The organism is Chryseobacterium sp. KLBC 52, from assembly GCF_003347605.1.
Taxonomy (GTDB): domain Bacteria; phylum Bacteroidota; class Bacteroidia; order Flavobacteriales; family Weeksellaceae; genus Chryseobacterium.
The window spans coordinates 18,984-35,738 of record NZ_QDFZ01000015.1; the positions used below are offsets into that span (position 1 = coordinate 18,984).

Below are 16,755 nucleotides of genomic sequence, written 5' to 3' on the forward strand. Positions count from 1 at the left end.
CCGGTGGTTTTTGTTTTTTATTCTGTAACGATGGTAATCTTTTTATCTTCGTTTTTGAGTTTTGTATCTTTATCATAAATGGCTTTCAGATCATAGTCTATTCTTATGGAATGGTCGTCAATCTGTTTTACCCAGTCATGTTTACCTGAAATGGATTTTATTTTATTTTCAAATTTTAAGGTTGTACCAATATTTTTGAAAAACATTACCATCATACCGGCTACTTTCTCAGCTTCTTCCTTTGAACTTTTGGTCTTTACAGCCTCTTCAATACTTCTAAGATTAAAATTTTCTGTATCAATAGTGAGCGTTTTTCCATCCCAGTTATTATAAATATTTTGATCTAAAGGGATTTTTTCAGTCTTTGTAAAACTTTTCAAAACCAAATAATCTTCGGGAGTAAAATGTTCCATTTTAAAAGAAAATCCTGCCAGCTTGTTGTCCTCCTTTGTGGATTTCATGAAAACTTTTTTCATGATTCTGATGGAGTCCGGATTTTCGGTTTTTAACTTTCCTTCTTTTTTGGCAAGATCATACATGCTTGTCCAGGTAGTCGGAAGCCTGTCCATTTCCCCAAATTCCTTCTGCTTTAATGAATCCGGTGTCATCGCCATCATTTCAGCCATAAACTCTCTTGTATCAATATCGGTGACAGAAGAGGAGGCTGCATCTTTATGATAGACAATTTCAGAATTGATACTGCAGGATTGCAATATAAAAAGACTGATCAGAAATAAGATGATGGTTTTCTTCATAATAGATTTAAATACAAATTAATGGCAGTTAACAGCTCCGTTCGGATCTTTAATAATTGTCATGGCTTCCGCTTTCGGAGAAACATACGGTATTCCCAGCTCAAGACCCCTCAGAATGAATAATCCTCCCAAAATAATCATAATTACCGGAACGGCTTTTAAAACTTTTACTCTGAAGGCCTGATTCATCAGATTTCCGGCCAGAACGATAGCAAACATGAACGGAAGGGTTCCCAAACCAAATAAAGCCATATACAAAGCTCCCTGCCATATTCCTCCTCCTGCAAGGCTGGCGGTAAGTGCCATATACACCATTCCGCATGGTAAAAAACCATTTAATAAGCCTGTTGTAAATCTTGAACGGTAATCTGCTTTCTGAAGAAGTTTTCCCAGGTTCATTTTTACGCTGTACAGAAATTTGGAGAGAAAAGGAATTTTTGAAGCAAAATCCTTTCCGCCAAATGAAAATACAGCCATAATAATCAGGAGAACTCCTGCTGTTATAGTAAGATATTTCTGGAAGCCTGCCATTTCAAATCCCTGCCCGATAATTCCGAGAAGTGCACCCAATAATGAATAGGTGAAAATTCTTCCGAATTGATAAGTAAGGTTCTGAAGATAGAAATTAGCAGTCTGTTTTTTGGTTAATCCCATCGATAATGCAATAGGTCCGCACATTCCGATACAGTGAAATCCGGAAGCAAAGCCTAAAGCAATAGCCGATACAATAAGTCCTATTTCCATATCACATCATAATCCATTCGGTAGTCTGTTTTATCTTTTGTCCAGCTTAATCTTAAGGTGTAGTTTCCTACTTTCAATACCTGTGCAGGAATTGTGAAAGACTGGCTGGCATCAAGCTGAACAGATTTTTTAATGTCTAAATTCTGGTCGTCGGTTCTGTTTAAAACAAATTTTACCGTAGTATTGGAGTTATTATATTCTTTAGGAAAAGTAATTGTAATGCCTTTAGTATCCTGGCTGTATGCAGGTTTTTCCTGAAGATCATCTGCTTTTTTCTTAGCATCAATCACATCCTGGTACTTCAACTCTTCTTCGTAATAATTATCGGTTACCATTTCAGAGTTCTTCTGCCCGTTCGGGAAAAGAAACATCATGGATAATATAAAAACTATAAATGCTAATAATGCAATTACAACACCATGTCCCCAACTAAAGTTCTTCATTTTTTTCTAATTAAAATTGCAGTTTAAAAGGTCCTTCAAAATAAGTCTGGTATGAATCAATCAGTTTACCTTTCATATCATAAACACCGATAGTAATATTCTGTTTAGAGAGTTTCATATCATTTTCCGGGAAGCTGATATTGATGGTTCCCTTGGAAATTTTATCTCTGTCTACCTGAATCTTACTCGATGCACTATAGGTAATTTCACCATGTGCCGGATCTATCACTTTGATGGTAACGATTTTTTTCTCGTTCGTTTTATTAAGGAATGTATAATTATAAGTATTGGTAATTTTACCGTCTCTTACAAAGAATGTACTTCCCGCAGGTTTGATGAATTTAGCCTCCATCTCACCACGGCTGTAAAGAAGATATCCTAAGAATCCTACAAGAAGGAAAAGGAATATAGAGAAACCTTTCATTCTTCCTGTAAACTTGAACTGAGTTTCTTTTTCAATTTCGTTTTCAGAAGCATAGCGGATCAATCCTTTTGGAAGACCTACTTTTTCCATTACTTCATCACAGGCATCAATACACGCAGTACAGTTGATACATTCCAGCTGTTGTCCGTCTCTGATGTCAATTCCGGTAGGGCATACCACTACACACTGGTGGCAATCGATACAATCTCCTTTTCCGGCAGCTTTTCTGTCTTCACCTTTTCTCCATTTAGATCTGTTTTCTCCTCTTTTGAAATCATAGAATACGTTGATAGTATCTTTATCAATCAATACTCCCTGAAGTCTACCGTAGGGACAAACCAATGTACAAACCTGCTCTCTGAACCATGCAAATACAAAGTAAAATGCAGCGGTAAGAAGAATCATTACAATAAAATTGGTAGGATGTGCAAATGGTCCTTCACCAACAATTTTAAATACTTCTTCATATCCTACAATATACATGAACATGAAGTGAGTGATCACCAATGAAATGATAATATAAACAGTCCATTTCAAACTTCTTTTCCAGATCTTTTCACTGTTCCACTCCTGTCTGTCCAGCTTCATCTGCTTATTTCGGTCTCCTTCAATCAGATATTCGATTTTACGGAAGATCGATTCCATAAAAATTGTCTGAGGGCAAATCCACCCGCAGAAAATTCTTCCGAACGCAATCGTAAAAACAATAATAAAGATTAAAGAGGCGATAGCACCCAAAGTAAGGATAAAGAAGTCCTGTGGATAGAAAGGCTGTCCAAAGATGAAAAACTCCCTGTCTATTACATTAAACATCAGTAATGGGTTACCATTGATTTTGATGAACGGTAATGTAAAATAAATAATTAATAGTAAATAGCTTACAATGTTTCTGTAGTTGGTGTATTTCCCTTTTGGTTTCCTAGGAAATACCCATCTTCTTTTTCCGGATTGCTCCATTGTCCCTATAGAATCTCTGTAAGTCTCAGGGTCCAGAACCTGTCCCTGTCCGCCGCGTACTTCTATTTCTTCTATGTCTGACATATGTAATAGGTTTTAAAAAAGAAAAAACATAATTCGTTACTATTTTAATCTAATAACAAATTATGTTTCTTCATATATTTTCTAATTTTTTTAAATTATTCTTTTTCCCAATGTGCTTCAGTTCCCTGAGGAGCTGCTCCTCCCTGAGCTGGAGTCACTGGTGGTTGTTCCTGGTTGATGTGATATACATACGCTGCAATCTTCTCAATCTCTGCACCTGAAACTTCTCCGTTCTTACCGAATGCTCTCATCGCAGGGTTAGTAGGAGAACCATTCCAGTCCATATGGAATACGTTTTTGAATAACGTTTTCTCAGGCTGGTTGATCCAGTAGTTATCAGTAAGGTTGGGTCCGATACCTCCACTACCATCTTCTTTGTGGCAAGATGCACAGTTTGTTTTGAATAATTCTTTACCTTCTGCAATATTATCCGCTGAATACTTAGCGGTTTCAATAGTTACAGGAGGCTGAGATTTCTGGTATTCTTCAATACTTGCCAACTGCTCTTTATATTCTTTTTCATATTCGCTTAACGGGTGAGCGAAGTCTGTGAAAGAGTATGCTGCAATATATACAATACAAAAAGCGGTCCCAAAATAGAATAAACCTACCCACCATTTCGGTAATTGGTTATCCAACTCCATGATTCCATCGAAACCGTGGTCGATAAGGATATCCTTTTCTTCAGAAGCAGATTGCTTTTTGAATGCACTTTGGTACAATCTTTTGAAATAAGGAACTTTCTTTTCAGCTAAATAAGCTGCCTTTTCTTCAGGAGATAATTTCTTGAATTTGTTGTTCTCGATAAGGTCTCCGATTGCTCCATGAATGTAAGCAAGGATCCCGGCGATTACAACAGTTCCCCAGAAGTAAGGTGAAGAAAGGAACGCGTAGCTCTGTACAAATAAATAATAAAAAACTATTAAAAGTCCGATTATTATTAAGATGTTTATAACAACAGGTGTTCTTTGTTTCATAAAAAATAGTTTAATTTTTTAAATTAAAATCGTCATCTTCATCATCCCCAAGAGGTGCCTCTTCTTCTTCTTTGTAATATTTTTTAGGTCTGCTAAAAACATAGATTACCAAAGCGATGAAGAACAGCATAAAGAAAATCAGAGCCAGCGTCTGGTAGAAACCAGCGTTTTCTGTATTGGATAATATATCTTTAAAATTCTGAGGAATCATAGTATGAACCTTTTAATGTTTTTTAGTTATTACTTGCTGTTTTGATTTCAGTTGTTTTGATATCCGTACCTAATCTCTGAAGATAAGAAATAAGAGCTACAATTTCTTTTTTCTCTAGTTCTCCCTGAGGTCTCTTAGCATACGCCTGCTTAAGGTCATTAGCTTCAGAGAAGATATCTTTCACAATTTTTGCCGATTGGTTGTTAGCCCATTTATCCGCAGAATCGATTTCAGCCTTAGTATAAGGTACATCGAATACATTCTTCATCAGCTTCATTTTGTCTACCATCTTAGTTCTGTCTAAGTCAGTAGCAATTAACCATGGGTAACGAGGCATGATAGAACCTGCAGAAGTAGATCTTGGGTTGTACATGTGCTTGTAGTGCCAAGAACTTGGGTTTTTACCACCTTCTCTATGTAAATCCGGTCCTGTTCTCTTAGAACCCCATAGGAATGGTCTGTCGTATACGAATTCTCCAGCTTTGGAGTATTGTCCGTTTTTACCGTTGAATCTTGTAATCTCATCTCTGAACGGTCTGATCATCTGAGAGTGACAAGCGTTACATCCTTCACGGATATAGATATCTCTACCTTCAAGTTCCAGCGGTGAATAAGGCTTCACAGCAGAAATCGTAGGTACACTTTTCTTAAGCGATAGTGTAGGGATGATTTCAATTGAACTACCGATTGATATCGTGATGAAAGATAAGATCCCTAATAATACCGGAGTTCTTTCCAGCCAAAGGTGAGTACCTTCTCCTTCTTTTCTGTTTTTGCTGATGTTTGCCAACGCTGGAGCTTCAGCAGGAACTTCTTTCTGGAATGATCCTTTTCTTACTGTAGCGATTACGTTTACAATCATTAGGATAGATCCTGAGATATAGAATAAACCTCCTACGAATCTCATTTTGAAGTAAGGAATAATTGCCGTTACCGTATCCAACCAGTTTTTCCATAATAATGTTCCATCCGGATTGAATTGTTTCCACATTAATCCTTGTGTAAATCCTGAAATATACATTGGAACTGCATAGAAGATAATTCCTAAAGTACCTAACCAGAAATGCCAGTTAGCTAATTTTACAGACCAAAGTTTTGTTCTCCACATAATTGGTACCAGATAATAGATAACCCCGAATGCCATGAAACCATTCCATCCAAGAGCTCCTAAGTGTACGTGACCGATAACCCAGTCTGTAAAGTGACCAATTTTGTTGATGTTTTTAGTTGCCAAAAGCGGTCCTTCAAACGTTGCCATACCATAACAGGTAACAGCTACTACAAAGAACTTAAGGATAGGATTTTCTCTTACTTTATCCCAAGCTCCTCTCAGCGTAAGAAGACCATTTAACATACCTCCCCATGATGGTGCAATAAGCATGATAGAGAACCCTGTTCCTACCGCCTGAGCCCAAGCTGGAAGAGCTGTATACTGAAGGTGGTGAGGACCAGCCCAGATATATACGAAAATTAATGACCAGAAGTGAATAATAGACAGCTTATAAGAGAATACCGGTCTGTCTGCAGCCTTCGGAAGGAAGTAATACATTAAACCTAGAACCGGAGTTGTCAATACGAATGCAACCGCATTGTGTCCATACCACCACTGTACAATCGCATCTTTTACCCCTGCATATGCTGAATAAGATTTCCAGCCTGTGAAAGATAAAGGTACTTCAAGGTTGTTGAAGATGTGAAGCATTGCTACGGCAATCCAGGTACCGATATAGAACCAGATAGCTACGTAAAGGTGTCTTACTCTTCTCTTAGAAATAGTCAGGAACATATTGATACCAAAAATGATCCATGAGAATGCGATCAATATGTCGATCGGCCACTCGTGTTCAGCATATTCCTTAGAGGTGTTGATCCCCATAAAGAAGGTAACGAACGTAGCAACGATCATAAACTGCCAGGTCCAGAAATGTAACCAAGACAAGGTGTCACTGTACATTCTTGTTTTTAATAATCTCTGTAATGAGTAATAAATACCCGTGTAAACAATGTTACAAACGAATGCAAAGATTACGGTGTTGGTGTGCAGCATTCTGATTCTACCAAAACCAAATGCACCATGAGTGTTTATTAACCCCTCAATATTACCAGATGCCAAACTTTTAATGGTTGTATCATCCGTCCCGAAAAAGAATTCAGGTAATTCCGGGTAGAAAAGCATTAATGCCGCCGTAAGCCCGAACGTAAATCCAATGAGACCGAAAACTAAGGTCGCATAAAGGAACGCACGGACAATACTATTGTCATAACTAAACTTCTGTGTTTCCATATCAACTATTCACTATTTTTCTCAATTTTTATTATTTTCTCCTATTTCTTTCTCGTCTTTATTTTTGTCGCCTGTTTCATCATTTTCTTTGACTTTTTCATCATCGAAAAGAATTCTGACAGCAGGAGATTCATCATCCTCAAACTGTCCTTTTCGGGCATACACTATAAATACGACCAAGAAAATCGCAGCTAAAGAAACACTGCAGAGGATCATTAAATATAGAATATCCATTGGACAACAAAATTAACCTATTTTCGGGGTTCAAATTTAGTGAAAAATAATGACATTCATCACGAAATGCCGATTTCAGCTAATTTAAAATCAGTCTAAATAAGGGCTTTTACGCCTGTTTTTTGAAATATTTGCGACCTAAAATCCAGGTTGAAAGTGTAGTAAAAGTAACCACTGTAATCGAACTGATTGGCATGATGATTGCAGCGAAGAGCGGATGCATATGCCCTGTAACAGCGTAACTTAAACCAACAATATTGTACAGAAAACTGATTATAAATGTCATTTTCACAATGGTAATAGAACCCTTACAAACGTTCAGGTAATTGTCCAGAGTAACTACTTTATCTCCATTCATAATCACATCAGAAGATGGGGTAAAACTGTTCGTATCGTCAGCAATGGCAATTCCTACATTACTTTGTTTTAAAGCACCTGCATCATTAAGGCCATCTCCAAGCATTGCAACTTTTAAGTGCTGATCCTGAAGGGATTTGATGTAGTTTAACTTGTCTTCCGGGCTTTGGTTAAAGGCCATTCCTTTGTAATTAGGAATAAGCTCTTTAAGCTGATTTTCTTCTGAGGAATTGTCTCCGCTCAGGATAAATATTTTGTAGTGGGTAAGTTTTGTGAAAAGATCTTTCAGCTTCGGACGGTATTCATTTTTAAAAATGAATTTTCCTAAATATTCTCCGTTTTTGCTGATATAAACCGCTGTTTCAAGGTTTTTAGGCTCCTGGTTGTTGTAGCGTGCAGAACCAACTTTATACAGATTTCCTCTTACACTTGCCTCGTATCCTTTTCCTGAAATTTCAACAAATTTGTCTACCGGGAAATACTCATCGTTCACTTCAATGAATTCGTACAATGATTTTGAAAGCGGGTGGTTGGAATTTTTTAATAAAGTCTTAATGTTCAGATAATCAAATTCATTGATCTCGGAACCTTCGTATTTTATATTTGATTTTTTTCTGTGGGTAATTGTTCCTGTTTTATCAAAAACAATCGTGTCCAGCTTAGCAATTTTTTCAATCGTTAAAGTATCTTTTACATAGAACTTATTTCGACCTAAAATCCTCATAATGTGACCGAAAGTGAACGGTGCAGATAACGCAAGCGCACAAGGACATGCAATGATCAGAATGGCTGAAATAACCTGGAACATCTTCTCCAGATCAATAAATGCCCAATAAGTTCCGGCAACAAGAGCAATGCCTAAAATGATGAATGTGAAGTATTTACTGATGTTGTTGGTTAACGTATCAAGTCCGGTTTCATGTTTCTTGAATGCTTCTTTGTTCCAAAGCTGAGTAAGGTAACTCTGGTCTACATCTTTGATAACTTCCAGTTCCAGAGATGATCCTATCTGCTTACCTCCTGCAAAAATTTTATCACCAGGCTGCTTGCTGATACTTTCACTTTCTCCGGTAATGAAACTGTTGTCAATATTTCCTTCTCCGTTGATCAGAATAGCATCTACCGGAATGATTTCCTGGTTTCTAACCAGAATTCGGTCTCCAACTTTTACCTCTGAAAGAAGAATGTTATCCTGTTTTCCTTCGAAGTCTACTTTCGTTACAGCAATCGGGTAGAAAGATTTGTAATCTCTGTCGTAGGAAAGAGCACTGTATGTTCTTTTCTGGAAAATTTTCCCGAGAAGCATAAAGAATAACAGCCCGCAAAGAGTGTCGAAATATCCTGGCCCATAATCTGTTACTACTTCGTAGATACTTCTTCCGTAGAGAACAAAAATTCCTAAGACAATCGGAACATCAATGTTGACGATTTTATTTTTTAATCCGTACCATGCAGATTTGTAATAGTCTGAAGCGGAATAAAATACAACAGGCGTTGCCAGAAGGAATATTAAAGTTCTGAATAAGCCTCTGTAATGTTCCATCCAATAATCTTCTCCTCCGATATATTCGGGAAAGGCAAGGAACATTCCGTTTCCAAAAGCAAACGCTGCAATGGCAAACTTTACCAGTAAAGATTTGTCAAGGTGATCTTCATTTTTATCAGCGGTTTCTAAGCTGATAACAGGTTTGTACCCAAGATTGGTTAAGAATTTAGCGAGTTCGCTTAATTTCAGATCGTTATGGTTGAAGGAGATCTGCAAGGTCTTTCTAGTGAAATTGACCTGAGAATATTTAATATGTTTGTTTAATGTATGAAGGCTTTCCAATAACCAGATACATGAAGAACAATGAATGACAGGGATTTTGAAAGTCACAAGACTGGTGCTTCCTTCAGAAAAATCAGTGACTTTTTCAAAGATTTCCGGTGTGTCCAGGTAATCAAATTGAGAAGAATTTTCATCATTCGGACGAATTCCTGCTCCTTTATTAAGCTCGTAGAAATTGCCTAAATGATTTAAATTTAGAATCTCGTAAACAGACTTACATCCATTACAACAGAAAGTCTTTTCATCAAATAAAATTCTCTCTTTTTCTATCCCTTGACCACAATGAAAACAGTTCTCGCTCACCCCATAAAATATTGAACTACAAAATTATAACAAATTTTTTTGTTTATCGCGTTAAAAAGTTCTATTTTTGTGATAAATATCATATAAAATGCCGCAGGAACAACAGATAGCAATTGAAGAGAGGTTCGCCAGAGTTTTTAATGATAAATCATTTAAAGAAAGACTTTCTAGCGCAGATTTTGAAAAATACATTAATGGCAAAAAGAAACTGAGTTTTCAGAAACATGATACCATTTTCGAGGATGGCGAAACTCCAAAAGGAGTTTTTGTTCTGGAAAAAGGGGCTGCCAAACTTTCGAAATCAGGAGCGTTCGGTAAAGATCAGATTTTAAGATTTATCAAAGAAGGAGATATCATCGGCTATCGTTCTTTGCTTTGCGGGGAAAATTTCCAGGCCAAAGCAGAAGCAATGACAGATATTGAATGTGTATTCTTACCTGCAGATATCTTTATGTATCTTCTGGAAGTAGATCCACAGCTGTCTTTCGTAATGCTTCAGAAAATCTCATACGAATTAGGAGAATCTTCCAATACCATCACTTTCCTTGCACAAAAAACCGTAAGAGAAAGACTGGCAGAAATTCTTTTGCTTTTGGAACAGAAACTGGGAGTAGATCCTGAAGGCTTTATCAAGATTTCCTTAACGAGAGAAGAAATTGCCAATATCATCGGTACTGCTACAGAAAGTGCCATCCGTCTGATCTCGGAATTCAAACAGGATAGCCTGATTGAAGTAGATGGAAGAAATATCAAGATTTTAAATCACGACAAACTCATGAAACTCGGTCACGTAGTTTTATAAATCATACAAAAACTTAAGTCGGCTCAAGGCCGACTTTTTAACTTTTAAAAATAGATAAATTATGTCTGTTCACTCTGAAATTAAAAAAGTTACAACTGAAACCTTGCGTAAAATGAAATTCGACAAGGAAAAAATAACAATGCTTACCGCCTATGATTTTACCACGGCAAAGATGGTAGACGCAGGAGGAGTAGATGCTATTTTGATTGGAGACTCTGCAGCGAATGTAATGGCTGGTTTTGAAACCACATTACCCATTACACTGGATCAAATGATCTATCATGCTCAAAGTGTGGTAAGAGGAACCGACAGAGCTTTGGTGGTAGCAGATTTACCTTTCGGAACTTATCAGAGTAATCCTGAAAAAGCACTGGAGTCTGCGGTAAGAATGATGAAGGAAGGTGGGGCACATGCTGTGAAAATTGAAGGCGGAAAAGAAATTTCCAAGTCTATCAAAAAGATCATCAATGCCGGAATTCCGGTAATGGGACATTTGGGATTAACACCACAGTCTATCTATAAATTCGGAACGTATAAAGTAAGAGCTAAGGAAGAGGCAGAAGCTGAAAAACTGATCGCCGATGCACAGCTTTTGGAAGAACTAGGATGTTTCTCTATCGTATTGGAAAAAATTCCTGCGGATCTAGCGAAGAAAGTTACTGACAGTATTTCTATCCCTACCATCGGAATCGGTGCCGGAGCTCATTGTGACGGACAGGTTTTGGTGTATCATGATATGGTTGGAATGAACAAAGGTTTCAGCCCGAAATTCCTGAGAAGATACCTTGACCTTTATACAGAAATTACAGGAGCTGTTTCTCAATATGTAAAAGATGTGAAAAGTGTAGAGTTTCCAAACGAAAACGAAAGCTATTAATCTATGCAAAACCAACAATCTATCCAGGGAATATTATCTATCGCAGCATTAATTTGTCTTGCTGTGGGATGGTTTAATCTGTTCTCCCCGGAAATTAATCAATTGCTTTCAAGAAAAGTATTCTATGTGCTGATAGGAGCGAGCTTCTTTATTCAGGCACCATTGCTTACGAATAAAAATTTTGTATATGCAATGTACGCTGCAGCAGCAATCTGTGTATTCGGAGCATTTATTCCGGAAGGCTCAAAACTTTCAGCGGTTAAAACGGTTGGCCTTCTGGCAGGGATTATCCTGTCTTTATCCAATAGAAGAAGATAGACGGAAGAAGTATGAAGGAGCAGATTATATATGAAGACAACCATCTTCTGGTGATTAATAAAAAGGTGGGTCAGCTTGTACAGGGCGATAAGACCGGAGATGAATCACTATTAGAATCTATCAAGAATTTTATAAAAATAAGAGATGCTAAGCCGGGAAATGTTTTTCTCGGCTTGGTTCATCGTATAGACCGTCCCACATCCGGGCTGGTGATCTATGCAAAGACTTCCAAAGCGCTTTCCCGTTTGACGCAGATGGTGAAAAACCGTGAAGTGAAAAAAACATATTGGGCAGTTGTTGGAAAAGAAATGATCCCGCAAAGCCAGAGACTGGTGCATTATTTAAAGAAAAACGAAAAAAATAATAAGGCTATTGTCTTTCCGAAAGCTACTGAAGGGGCGAAAGAAGCTATTCTTACCTATCATGTGATCAAAACACTGGATAATTATCTCCTTCTTGAAATTGATCTTGAAACTGGAAGACATCATCAGATCAGAGCACAGCTATCAAAGACCGGAGTTCCGATTAAGGGTGATCTGAAATATGGAGCACCGCGCTCCAATCCTGATGGGGGAATCAATCTTCATGCAAGAAAACTGGAGTTTATTCATCCCGTTACCAAAGAAAACATTGAAATCATAGCTCCTGTTCCGCAGAATGATGCGATATGGAGAGCTTGTGAAGAATAAGCATATCATAAAAAACTATACCATGAAATTCAAATCACTTTTATTAACCACGTTGCTGGTTGTGGCATCTTGTTCAGACAATGATGAATTGCCACCTGATCATTCACAACAGACGATTACTGAAAATACAAGTAAAATATCGTGGAATTATCCTGTTTTGTCACCTGTTTTTAATGGATCGGAGCAAAATTATATGTTCGAATATGATGCTCAGGGAAGAATTATAAAAAAAATAGGAGGGAAGCTGGAACTTTCCGGAAGTACCGGGTTTCCTTATGCTTATTCAAAATCTGTTTATACAGCGGTAACCTACACAGGAAATACAGCAATTATGAAAGATTACAGCTCTGACCCTGGTTTCAATGTTCAGTTGAAGGAGAGAAGGTTTGAATTTGATAATCAAGGTAGAGTTATTAAAGTAGTTATTCCACAGGTTAATAATTCATATATGGATAAGTATCTCACCTATACATATGATGCTTCAGGAAAGTTAACTGAGATTTTAACGCAATATCCTAATGTTCCGTATGATCCAACTGATCCGCAAGATTATATTTTGACTTACGTAGAAAAGTTTGTTTATAATAACTCAGGAAATTTAGAAAAGGCGACTAAAACCGAAAAGCATAATAGCATTGATGCTTATCTCACGAATGAAATTACGTTTGATAATTTTGATTCTGCACAAAATCCCTTTAAAAATTTAGGTATTTTTGAAGAGTATTTCTACTTTTCATTATCAAAAAATAATCCTCAGAGAAAAATTTCAAAAGAGTTTAAACCTTATAGCTCCGAATTTTTTCTCAGTCAATCAAACTGGACTAATCAATATAATTCTGATGGAAGCCTGAAGCTTTTTTACTAAAGAACTATTTAAAATAAAAATGAAGACTGTCTCAAAATTGAGATGGTCTTTTTTCTTTAAAGTTATTTCAGATTTTGCCCATTCTAAAAAAATGTCTAACTTCGTTCCCGACTTTAGGGGTGTCTGTTACCAACAGACTGAGACTTTACCCTTTGAACCTGATCTGGATCATACCAGCGTAGGGAAAAGTAGATGACTTTTGCTGTACATTCTATTGTACAATAATGGCCATTCCTAAAGTATATGTAAAATATTAGGAATGGAACTTATAATCAACCACACCCGAAAAACATTTGATATACTTCCTGAAAATCTGGAAGCATTACTGGCTATGGAGCTGCCTGGAAAAAAGAAAGGTATTGCTGTAGCTGTCAACAACCGCATTATTCCCCTGTCTGTCTGGGCGGAAACCATCCTTAACAACAACGATTCAGTTTTAATCATCACTGCCACTCAGGGCGGTTAATTCTCATATTTAATACCAATACTTATGGCTCACTCCATTACATGTTCGCCATTTCCGAACTCAAAGAAAATCTATGTTGAAGGGAAAATACATCCTATCAATGTAGCCATGCGTGAAATACAGCTTAGCCCCACAAAATTAACCAATGGCGGCTTTGAACATAATGCTCCGGTTACCATTTACGATACTTCAGGTCCTTATACCGATGAAAATGCAGTCATTGATATTCAGAAAGGACTTCCAAGAATCAGAGAACAATGGATTCTGGATAGAAATGATGTGAATATCTTAGACGGAATTACATCTGAATACGGCAAAGCCCGTTTAGCCGATCCTCGTCTGGATGAACTAAGGTTTTCCTATGATCATAAACCTAAAGTAGCACAGGAAGGAAAAGAAGTTACACAGCTTTACTATGCCAAACAGGGAATCATTACTCCGGAAATGGAATATGTAGCCATCAGGGAAAATCAAAGGATCGAACAGCTAGATTCTGTGTCTAAAGAAATGGCTTTTCAACATCCGGGACACAGTTTTGGTGCCAATACTCCAAAAAGTAAGATCACTCCGGAGTTTGTAAGAGATGAAATTGCTGCGGGAAGAGCGATCATTCCCAATAATATCAACCACCCGGAAAGTGAACCAATGATTATCGGAAGAAATTTCTTAGTGAAAATCAATGCCAATATTGGAAACAGTGCCGTTTCATCCAGTATTGAAGAAGAAGTAGAAAAAGCAGTATGGGCCTGCCGATGGGGAGGAGATACTATTATGGATCTTTCCACCGGGAAAAATATTCACGAAACAAGAGAATGGATCATCAGAAACAGTCCGGTTCCGATTGGTACTGTTCCGATCTATCAGGCATTGGAAAAAGTAAAAGGAGTTCCGGAAGATCTGACATGGGAAATTTTCAGAGATACCCTGATTGAACAGGCTGAACAGGGAGTTTCCTATTTCACCATTCACGCAGGAGTTTTGCTGAGATACATTCATTTAACAGCAAAAAGAGTTACCGGAATTGTTTCCAGAGGAGGATCTATTATGGCAAAATGGTGTCTCTTCCATCATAAAGAAAGTTTTCTGTACACTCATTTTGAGGAGATCTGTGAAATCATGAAGAAGTACGACGTGGCTTTCTCTCTGGGAGACGGTCTTCGTCCGGGATCTATTGCTGATGCCAATGATGCCGCTCAGTTTGCAGAACTGGAAACTTTAGGTGAGCTGACAAAAATTGCCTGGAAACATAATGTACAGGTGATGATCGAAGGCCCAGGGCACGTTCCGATGCATATGATCAAAGAAAACATGGAAAAGCAGCTGGAAGAATGCCATGAGGCTCCATTTTATACCTTAGGTCCTTTGACTACTGATATTGCACCGGGTTATGATCACATTACCTCCGGAATCGGTGCAGCAATGATCGGATGGTTTGGATGTGCAATGCTTTGCTATGTAACACCAAAGGAACATTTAGGGCTTCCGAATAAAGACGATGTAAAAGTTGGAGTAATAACTTATAAGCTGGCAGCTCATGCTGCAGATTTGGCTAAAGGTCATCCGGGAGCACAGTACAGGGACAATGCATTGAGTAAAGCCAGATTTGAATTCAGATGGGAAGATCAATTTAACCTTTCATTAGATCCAGAGACAGCGAGAGCTTATCATGATGAAACACTTCCTGCAGAAGGAGCAAAAATTGCCCATTTCTGTTCCATGTGCGGACCGAAATTCTGTTCTATGAAAATTACTCAGGAAATTCGTGAATCTGCCGAACAGGGAATGCTGGATAAATCACAGGAATTCATCGAAAAAGGGAAAGAAATTTATATATGATCCTGGTCATCACTCCTGAATTGATGGTCCCGAACGAAACATATCTTATTAATCAAATGTTTCAGGAAGGCCTTAATCTGCTTCACATCCGTAAACCATGGATTAGCCGGAATGAAATGATTGAATTCCTCACTAAGATTGATGAAACCTTTCATTCACAGCTGGTTTTGCATACGCATTACGATCTTGGGAAGGAATTTACAATTTCAAGGTTTCATTTCAGGGAAATTGACCGGCAGGAAGAAATGGATAGGTCTTTTGTGAAAGAAAATACCATTTCAACGTCGGTACATGATATCACCACCTATAATACTTTGGATAAAGAATGGGAATATGCTTTCATAAGCCCGTTCTTTCCAAGTATCTCTAAAAAAGGATATGGATTGAATTCTACCATTAAAGAAGAAATAAAACATCGGAACAATCCGAATGTAAAATTGATTGCTCTTGGAGGCATTCATCAGGATAATATTCATGAAGTTTTCGAATCAGATGCTGATGGAGCAGCTTTATTAGGTGGAATCTGGGAAAGTGAAGAACCCTTAAAAGTATTCAAAAAATGCAGGAACGTCCTTATGTCATAAGTATCGCAGGCTTCGATCCCAGTGGCGGAGCAGGGTTATTATCAGATAGTAAAACTTTTGAGCAATCAAAGGTGATGGGACTTGGAGTTTGTACCGCATTAACCTTGCAAACTGCTTCGAAATGCCTGAGTTTAGAATGGCGGCCTATAGATGAAGTAACTGAAGCGATTCAGGTGCTGATGGAAAGTTATCCCGTTTCAGCAGTTAAAATCGGGATCGTGAAGGATGCCGAATTTCTGGGTAAGATTGTAGGAACAGTTCAAAAAGGAAACCCTGAAGTGAAAATCGTCTGGGATCCCGTTCTGAAAAGCACTTCCGAATTCACATTTTTTGATCTTGAAACACTTCATCAATTAAAAAGTACGGTTAATAAGCTTAGTTTAATAACTCCTAATTATAACGAATACAGTATTTTAAAAGAAAATCATTTTTTGCCGGATATGAATCAATGCTCATTACTGATCAAAGGAGGACACCGGAAAGATCATTTGGGAACGGATATTTTAGTTGAAAACGAAACAGAAACGCTTTTAATTCCGGCCGAAGGTAGTGCAACTTATTTTCCTAAACATGGTTCCGGCTGTGTTTTATCTTCAGCCATTACAGCAGAACTGGCAAAGGGCGAAAATATGGAAAAGGCATGCCGGAATGGGAAATTATACATCGAAAAATTTTTAAAAAGCAATGCCTCTTTATTGGGGATGCATTCATAGAAAC

General features: G+C 37.6%; 18 protein-coding genes and 1 riboswitch. Of the genes, 9 read left to right on the forward strand and 9 right to left on the reverse strand.

Annotated elements, in window-relative coordinates; all coding sequences use genetic code 11:
• Positions 1 to 17: 17 nt before the first annotated feature.
• The 9 genes from DDF69_RS15905 to DDF69_RS15945 form a co-directional block, all read right to left on the reverse strand.
• Entirely contained in the window at positions 18 to 755 is a 738-nt protein-coding gene (locus DDF69_RS15905) for a hypothetical protein (protein ID WP_114821643.1), read from the reverse strand.
• 18 nt (positions 756 to 773) lie between these two features.
• Positions 774 to 1,499: a sulfite exporter TauE/SafE family protein gene (locus tag DDF69_RS15910; RefSeq protein ID WP_114821644.1), complete on the reverse strand. Its 726-nt coding sequence runs from the start codon at positions 1,497 to 1,499 to the stop codon at positions 774 to 776.
• The gene (locus DDF69_RS15915; protein ID WP_114821645.1) at positions 1,490 to 1,942 is read right to left on the reverse strand and encodes a FixH family protein; all 453 of its coding nucleotides are present in this window, start codon (positions 1,940 to 1,942) and stop codon (positions 1,490 to 1,492) included. The genes DDF69_RS15910 and DDF69_RS15915 overlap by 10 nt, the downstream gene beginning before the upstream one ends.
• A gap of 10 nt (positions 1,943 to 1,952) precedes the next feature.
• The gene (gene ccoG / locus DDF69_RS15920) at positions 1,953 to 3,407 is read right to left on the reverse strand and encodes a cytochrome c oxidase accessory protein CcoG (protein WP_114821646.1); all 1,455 of its coding nucleotides are present in this window, start codon (positions 3,405 to 3,407) and stop codon (positions 1,953 to 1,955) included.
• Positions 3,408 to 3,502: 95 nt separating this feature from the next.
• Positions 3,503 to 4,384 (reverse strand): cbb3-type cytochrome c oxidase N-terminal domain-containing protein, encoded by an 882-nt coding sequence (locus DDF69_RS15925; RefSeq protein ID WP_062676011.1) that lies wholly within the window; start codon positions 4,382 to 4,384, stop codon positions 3,503 to 3,505.
• Positions 4,385 to 4,394: 10 nt separating this feature from the next.
• Positions 4,395 to 4,595 (reverse strand): cbb3-type cytochrome oxidase subunit 3, encoded by a 201-nt coding sequence (locus DDF69_RS15930; protein WP_002983870.1) that lies wholly within the window; start codon positions 4,593 to 4,595, stop codon positions 4,395 to 4,397.
• A gap of 22 nt (positions 4,596 to 4,617) precedes the next feature.
• On the reverse strand, positions 4,618 to 6,879 hold the full coding sequence (gene ccoN / locus DDF69_RS15935; RefSeq protein ID WP_076595424.1) for a cytochrome-c oxidase, cbb3-type subunit I: 2,262 nt from the start codon (positions 6,877 to 6,879) through the stop codon (positions 4,618 to 4,620).
• Between the two features lie 21 nt (positions 6,880 to 6,900).
• Entirely contained in the window at positions 6,901 to 7,113 is a 213-nt protein-coding gene (gene ccoS, locus DDF69_RS15940; RefSeq protein WP_034692599.1) for a cbb3-type cytochrome oxidase assembly protein CcoS, read from the reverse strand.
• A 109-nt stretch (positions 7,114 to 7,222) separates the two neighbouring features.
• Positions 7,223 to 9,601, reverse strand: a complete 2,379-nt coding sequence (locus DDF69_RS15945; protein WP_114821647.1) for a heavy metal translocating P-type ATPase — start codon at positions 9,599 to 9,601, stop codon at positions 7,223 to 7,225.
• A gap of 88 nt (positions 9,602 to 9,689) precedes the next feature.
• Here DDF69_RS15945 and DDF69_RS15950 point away from each other — a divergent pair, with 88 nt between their 5' ends.
• The 9 genes from DDF69_RS15950 to DDF69_RS15990 all read left to right on the forward strand — a co-directional run bounded on the left by DDF69_RS15950 (position 9,690) and on the right by DDF69_RS15990 (position 16,751).
• Positions 9,690 to 10,403 carry a Crp/Fnr family transcriptional regulator gene (locus DDF69_RS15950; RefSeq protein ID WP_034692595.1) on the forward strand — a complete coding sequence of 238 codons (714 nt, stop codon included), beginning with the start codon at positions 9,690 to 9,692 and terminating at the stop codon, positions 10,401 to 10,403.
• Positions 10,404 to 10,464: 61 nt separating this feature from the next.
• Positions 10,465 to 11,280, forward strand: coding sequence for a 3-methyl-2-oxobutanoate hydroxymethyltransferase (gene panB, locus DDF69_RS15955; protein ID WP_114821648.1), 816 nt, complete (start codon positions 10,465 to 10,467; stop codon positions 11,278 to 11,280).
• A 3-nt stretch (positions 11,281 to 11,283) separates the two neighbouring features.
• The gene (locus DDF69_RS15960; protein ID WP_114821649.1) at positions 11,284 to 11,598 is read left to right on the forward strand and encodes a hypothetical protein; all 315 of its coding nucleotides are present in this window, start codon (positions 11,284 to 11,286) and stop codon (positions 11,596 to 11,598) included.
• A gap of 11 nt (positions 11,599 to 11,609) precedes the next feature.
• Positions 11,610 to 12,287, forward strand: coding sequence for an RluA family pseudouridine synthase (locus DDF69_RS15965; protein ID WP_114821650.1), 678 nt, complete (start codon positions 11,610 to 11,612; stop codon positions 12,285 to 12,287).
• Positions 12,288 to 12,309: 22 nt separating this feature from the next.
• Positions 12,310 to 13,152, forward strand: a complete 843-nt coding sequence (locus tag DDF69_RS15970) for a hypothetical protein (protein ID WP_162800949.1) — start codon at positions 12,310 to 12,312, stop codon at positions 13,150 to 13,152.
• A gap of 105 nt (positions 13,153 to 13,257) precedes the next feature.
• A riboswitch (TPP riboswitch) is annotated at positions 13,258 to 13,354 on the forward strand.
• 57 nt (positions 13,355 to 13,411) lie between these two features.
• Positions 13,412 to 13,618 (forward strand): sulfur carrier protein ThiS, encoded by a 207-nt coding sequence (thiS, locus tag DDF69_RS15975; protein ID WP_114821652.1) that lies wholly within the window; start codon positions 13,412 to 13,414, stop codon positions 13,616 to 13,618.
• Between the two features lie 24 nt (positions 13,619 to 13,642).
• Complete coding sequence (thiC, locus tag DDF69_RS15980) at positions 13,643 to 15,454, forward strand: phosphomethylpyrimidine synthase ThiC (RefSeq protein ID WP_114821653.1); 1,812 nt, start codon at positions 13,643 to 13,645, stop codon at positions 15,452 to 15,454.
• Positions 15,451 to 16,038, forward strand: coding sequence for a thiamine phosphate synthase (locus tag DDF69_RS15985; protein ID WP_114821654.1), 588 nt, complete (start codon positions 15,451 to 15,453; stop codon positions 16,036 to 16,038). The genes thiC and DDF69_RS15985 overlap by 4 nt, the downstream gene beginning before the upstream one ends.
• Positions 16,014 to 16,751 carry a hydroxymethylpyrimidine/phosphomethylpyrimidine kinase gene (locus DDF69_RS15990; RefSeq protein WP_114821655.1) on the forward strand — a complete coding sequence of 246 codons (738 nt, stop codon included), beginning with the start codon at positions 16,014 to 16,016 and terminating at the stop codon, positions 16,749 to 16,751. The genes DDF69_RS15985 and DDF69_RS15990 overlap by 25 nt, the downstream gene beginning before the upstream one ends.
• Positions 16,752 to 16,755: the final 4 nt, after the last annotated feature.

What these genes read in the sequence shown, in the direction of transcription:
- DDF69_RS15905 (WP_114821643.1), bottom strand. Translation starts at nt 755, where the DNA reads ATGAAGAAAACCATCATCTTATTTCTGATCAGTCTTTTTATATTGCAA.
- DDF69_RS15910 (WP_114821644.1), bottom strand. Translation starts at nt 1,499, where the DNA reads ATGGAAATAGGACTTATTGTATCGGCTATTGCTTTAGGCTTTGCTTCC.
- DDF69_RS15915 (WP_114821645.1), bottom strand. Translation starts at nt 1,942, where the DNA reads ATGAAGAACTTTAGTTGGGGACATGGTGTTGTAATTGCATTATTAGCA.
- ccoG (WP_114821646.1), bottom strand. Translation starts at nt 3,407, where the DNA reads ATGTCAGACATAGAAGAAATAGAAGTACGCGGCGGACAGGGACAGGTT.
- DDF69_RS15925 (WP_062676011.1), bottom strand. Translation starts at nt 4,384, where the DNA reads ATGAAACAAAGAACACCTGTTGTTATAAACATCTTAATAATAATCGGA.
- DDF69_RS15930 (WP_002983870.1), bottom strand. Translation starts at nt 4,595, where the DNA reads ATGATTCCTCAGAATTTTAAAGATATATTATCCAATACAGAAAACGCT.
- ccoN (WP_076595424.1), bottom strand. Translation starts at nt 6,879, where the DNA reads ATGGAAACACAGAAGTTTAGTTATGACAATAGTATTGTCCGTGCGTTC.
- ccoS (WP_034692599.1), bottom strand. Translation starts at nt 7,113, where the DNA reads ATGGATATTCTATATTTAATGATCCTCTGCAGTGTTTCTTTAGCTGCG.
- DDF69_RS15950 (WP_034692595.1), top strand. Translation starts at nt 9,690, where the DNA reads ATGCCGCAGGAACAACAGATAGCAATTGAAGAGAGGTTCGCCAGAGTT.
- panB (WP_114821648.1), top strand. Translation starts at nt 10,465, where the DNA reads ATGTCTGTTCACTCTGAAATTAAAAAAGTTACAACTGAAACCTTGCGT.
- DDF69_RS15960 (WP_114821649.1), top strand. Translation starts at nt 11,284, where the DNA reads ATGCAAAACCAACAATCTATCCAGGGAATATTATCTATCGCAGCATTA.
- DDF69_RS15965 (WP_114821650.1), top strand. Translation starts at nt 11,610, where the DNA reads ATGAAGGAGCAGATTATATATGAAGACAACCATCTTCTGGTGATTAAT.
- DDF69_RS15970 (WP_162800949.1), top strand. Translation starts at nt 12,310, where the DNA reads ATGAAATTCAAATCACTTTTATTAACCACGTTGCTGGTTGTGGCATCT.
- thiS (WP_114821652.1), top strand. Translation starts at nt 13,412, where the DNA reads ATGGAACTTATAATCAACCACACCCGAAAAACATTTGATATACTTCCT.
- thiC (WP_114821653.1), top strand. Translation starts at nt 13,643, where the DNA reads ATGGCTCACTCCATTACATGTTCGCCATTTCCGAACTCAAAGAAAATC.
- DDF69_RS15985 (WP_114821654.1), top strand. Translation starts at nt 15,451, where the DNA reads ATGATCCTGGTCATCACTCCTGAATTGATGGTCCCGAACGAAACATAT.
- DDF69_RS15990 (WP_114821655.1), top strand. Translation starts at nt 16,014, where the DNA reads ATGCAGGAACGTCCTTATGTCATAAGTATCGCAGGCTTCGATCCCAGT.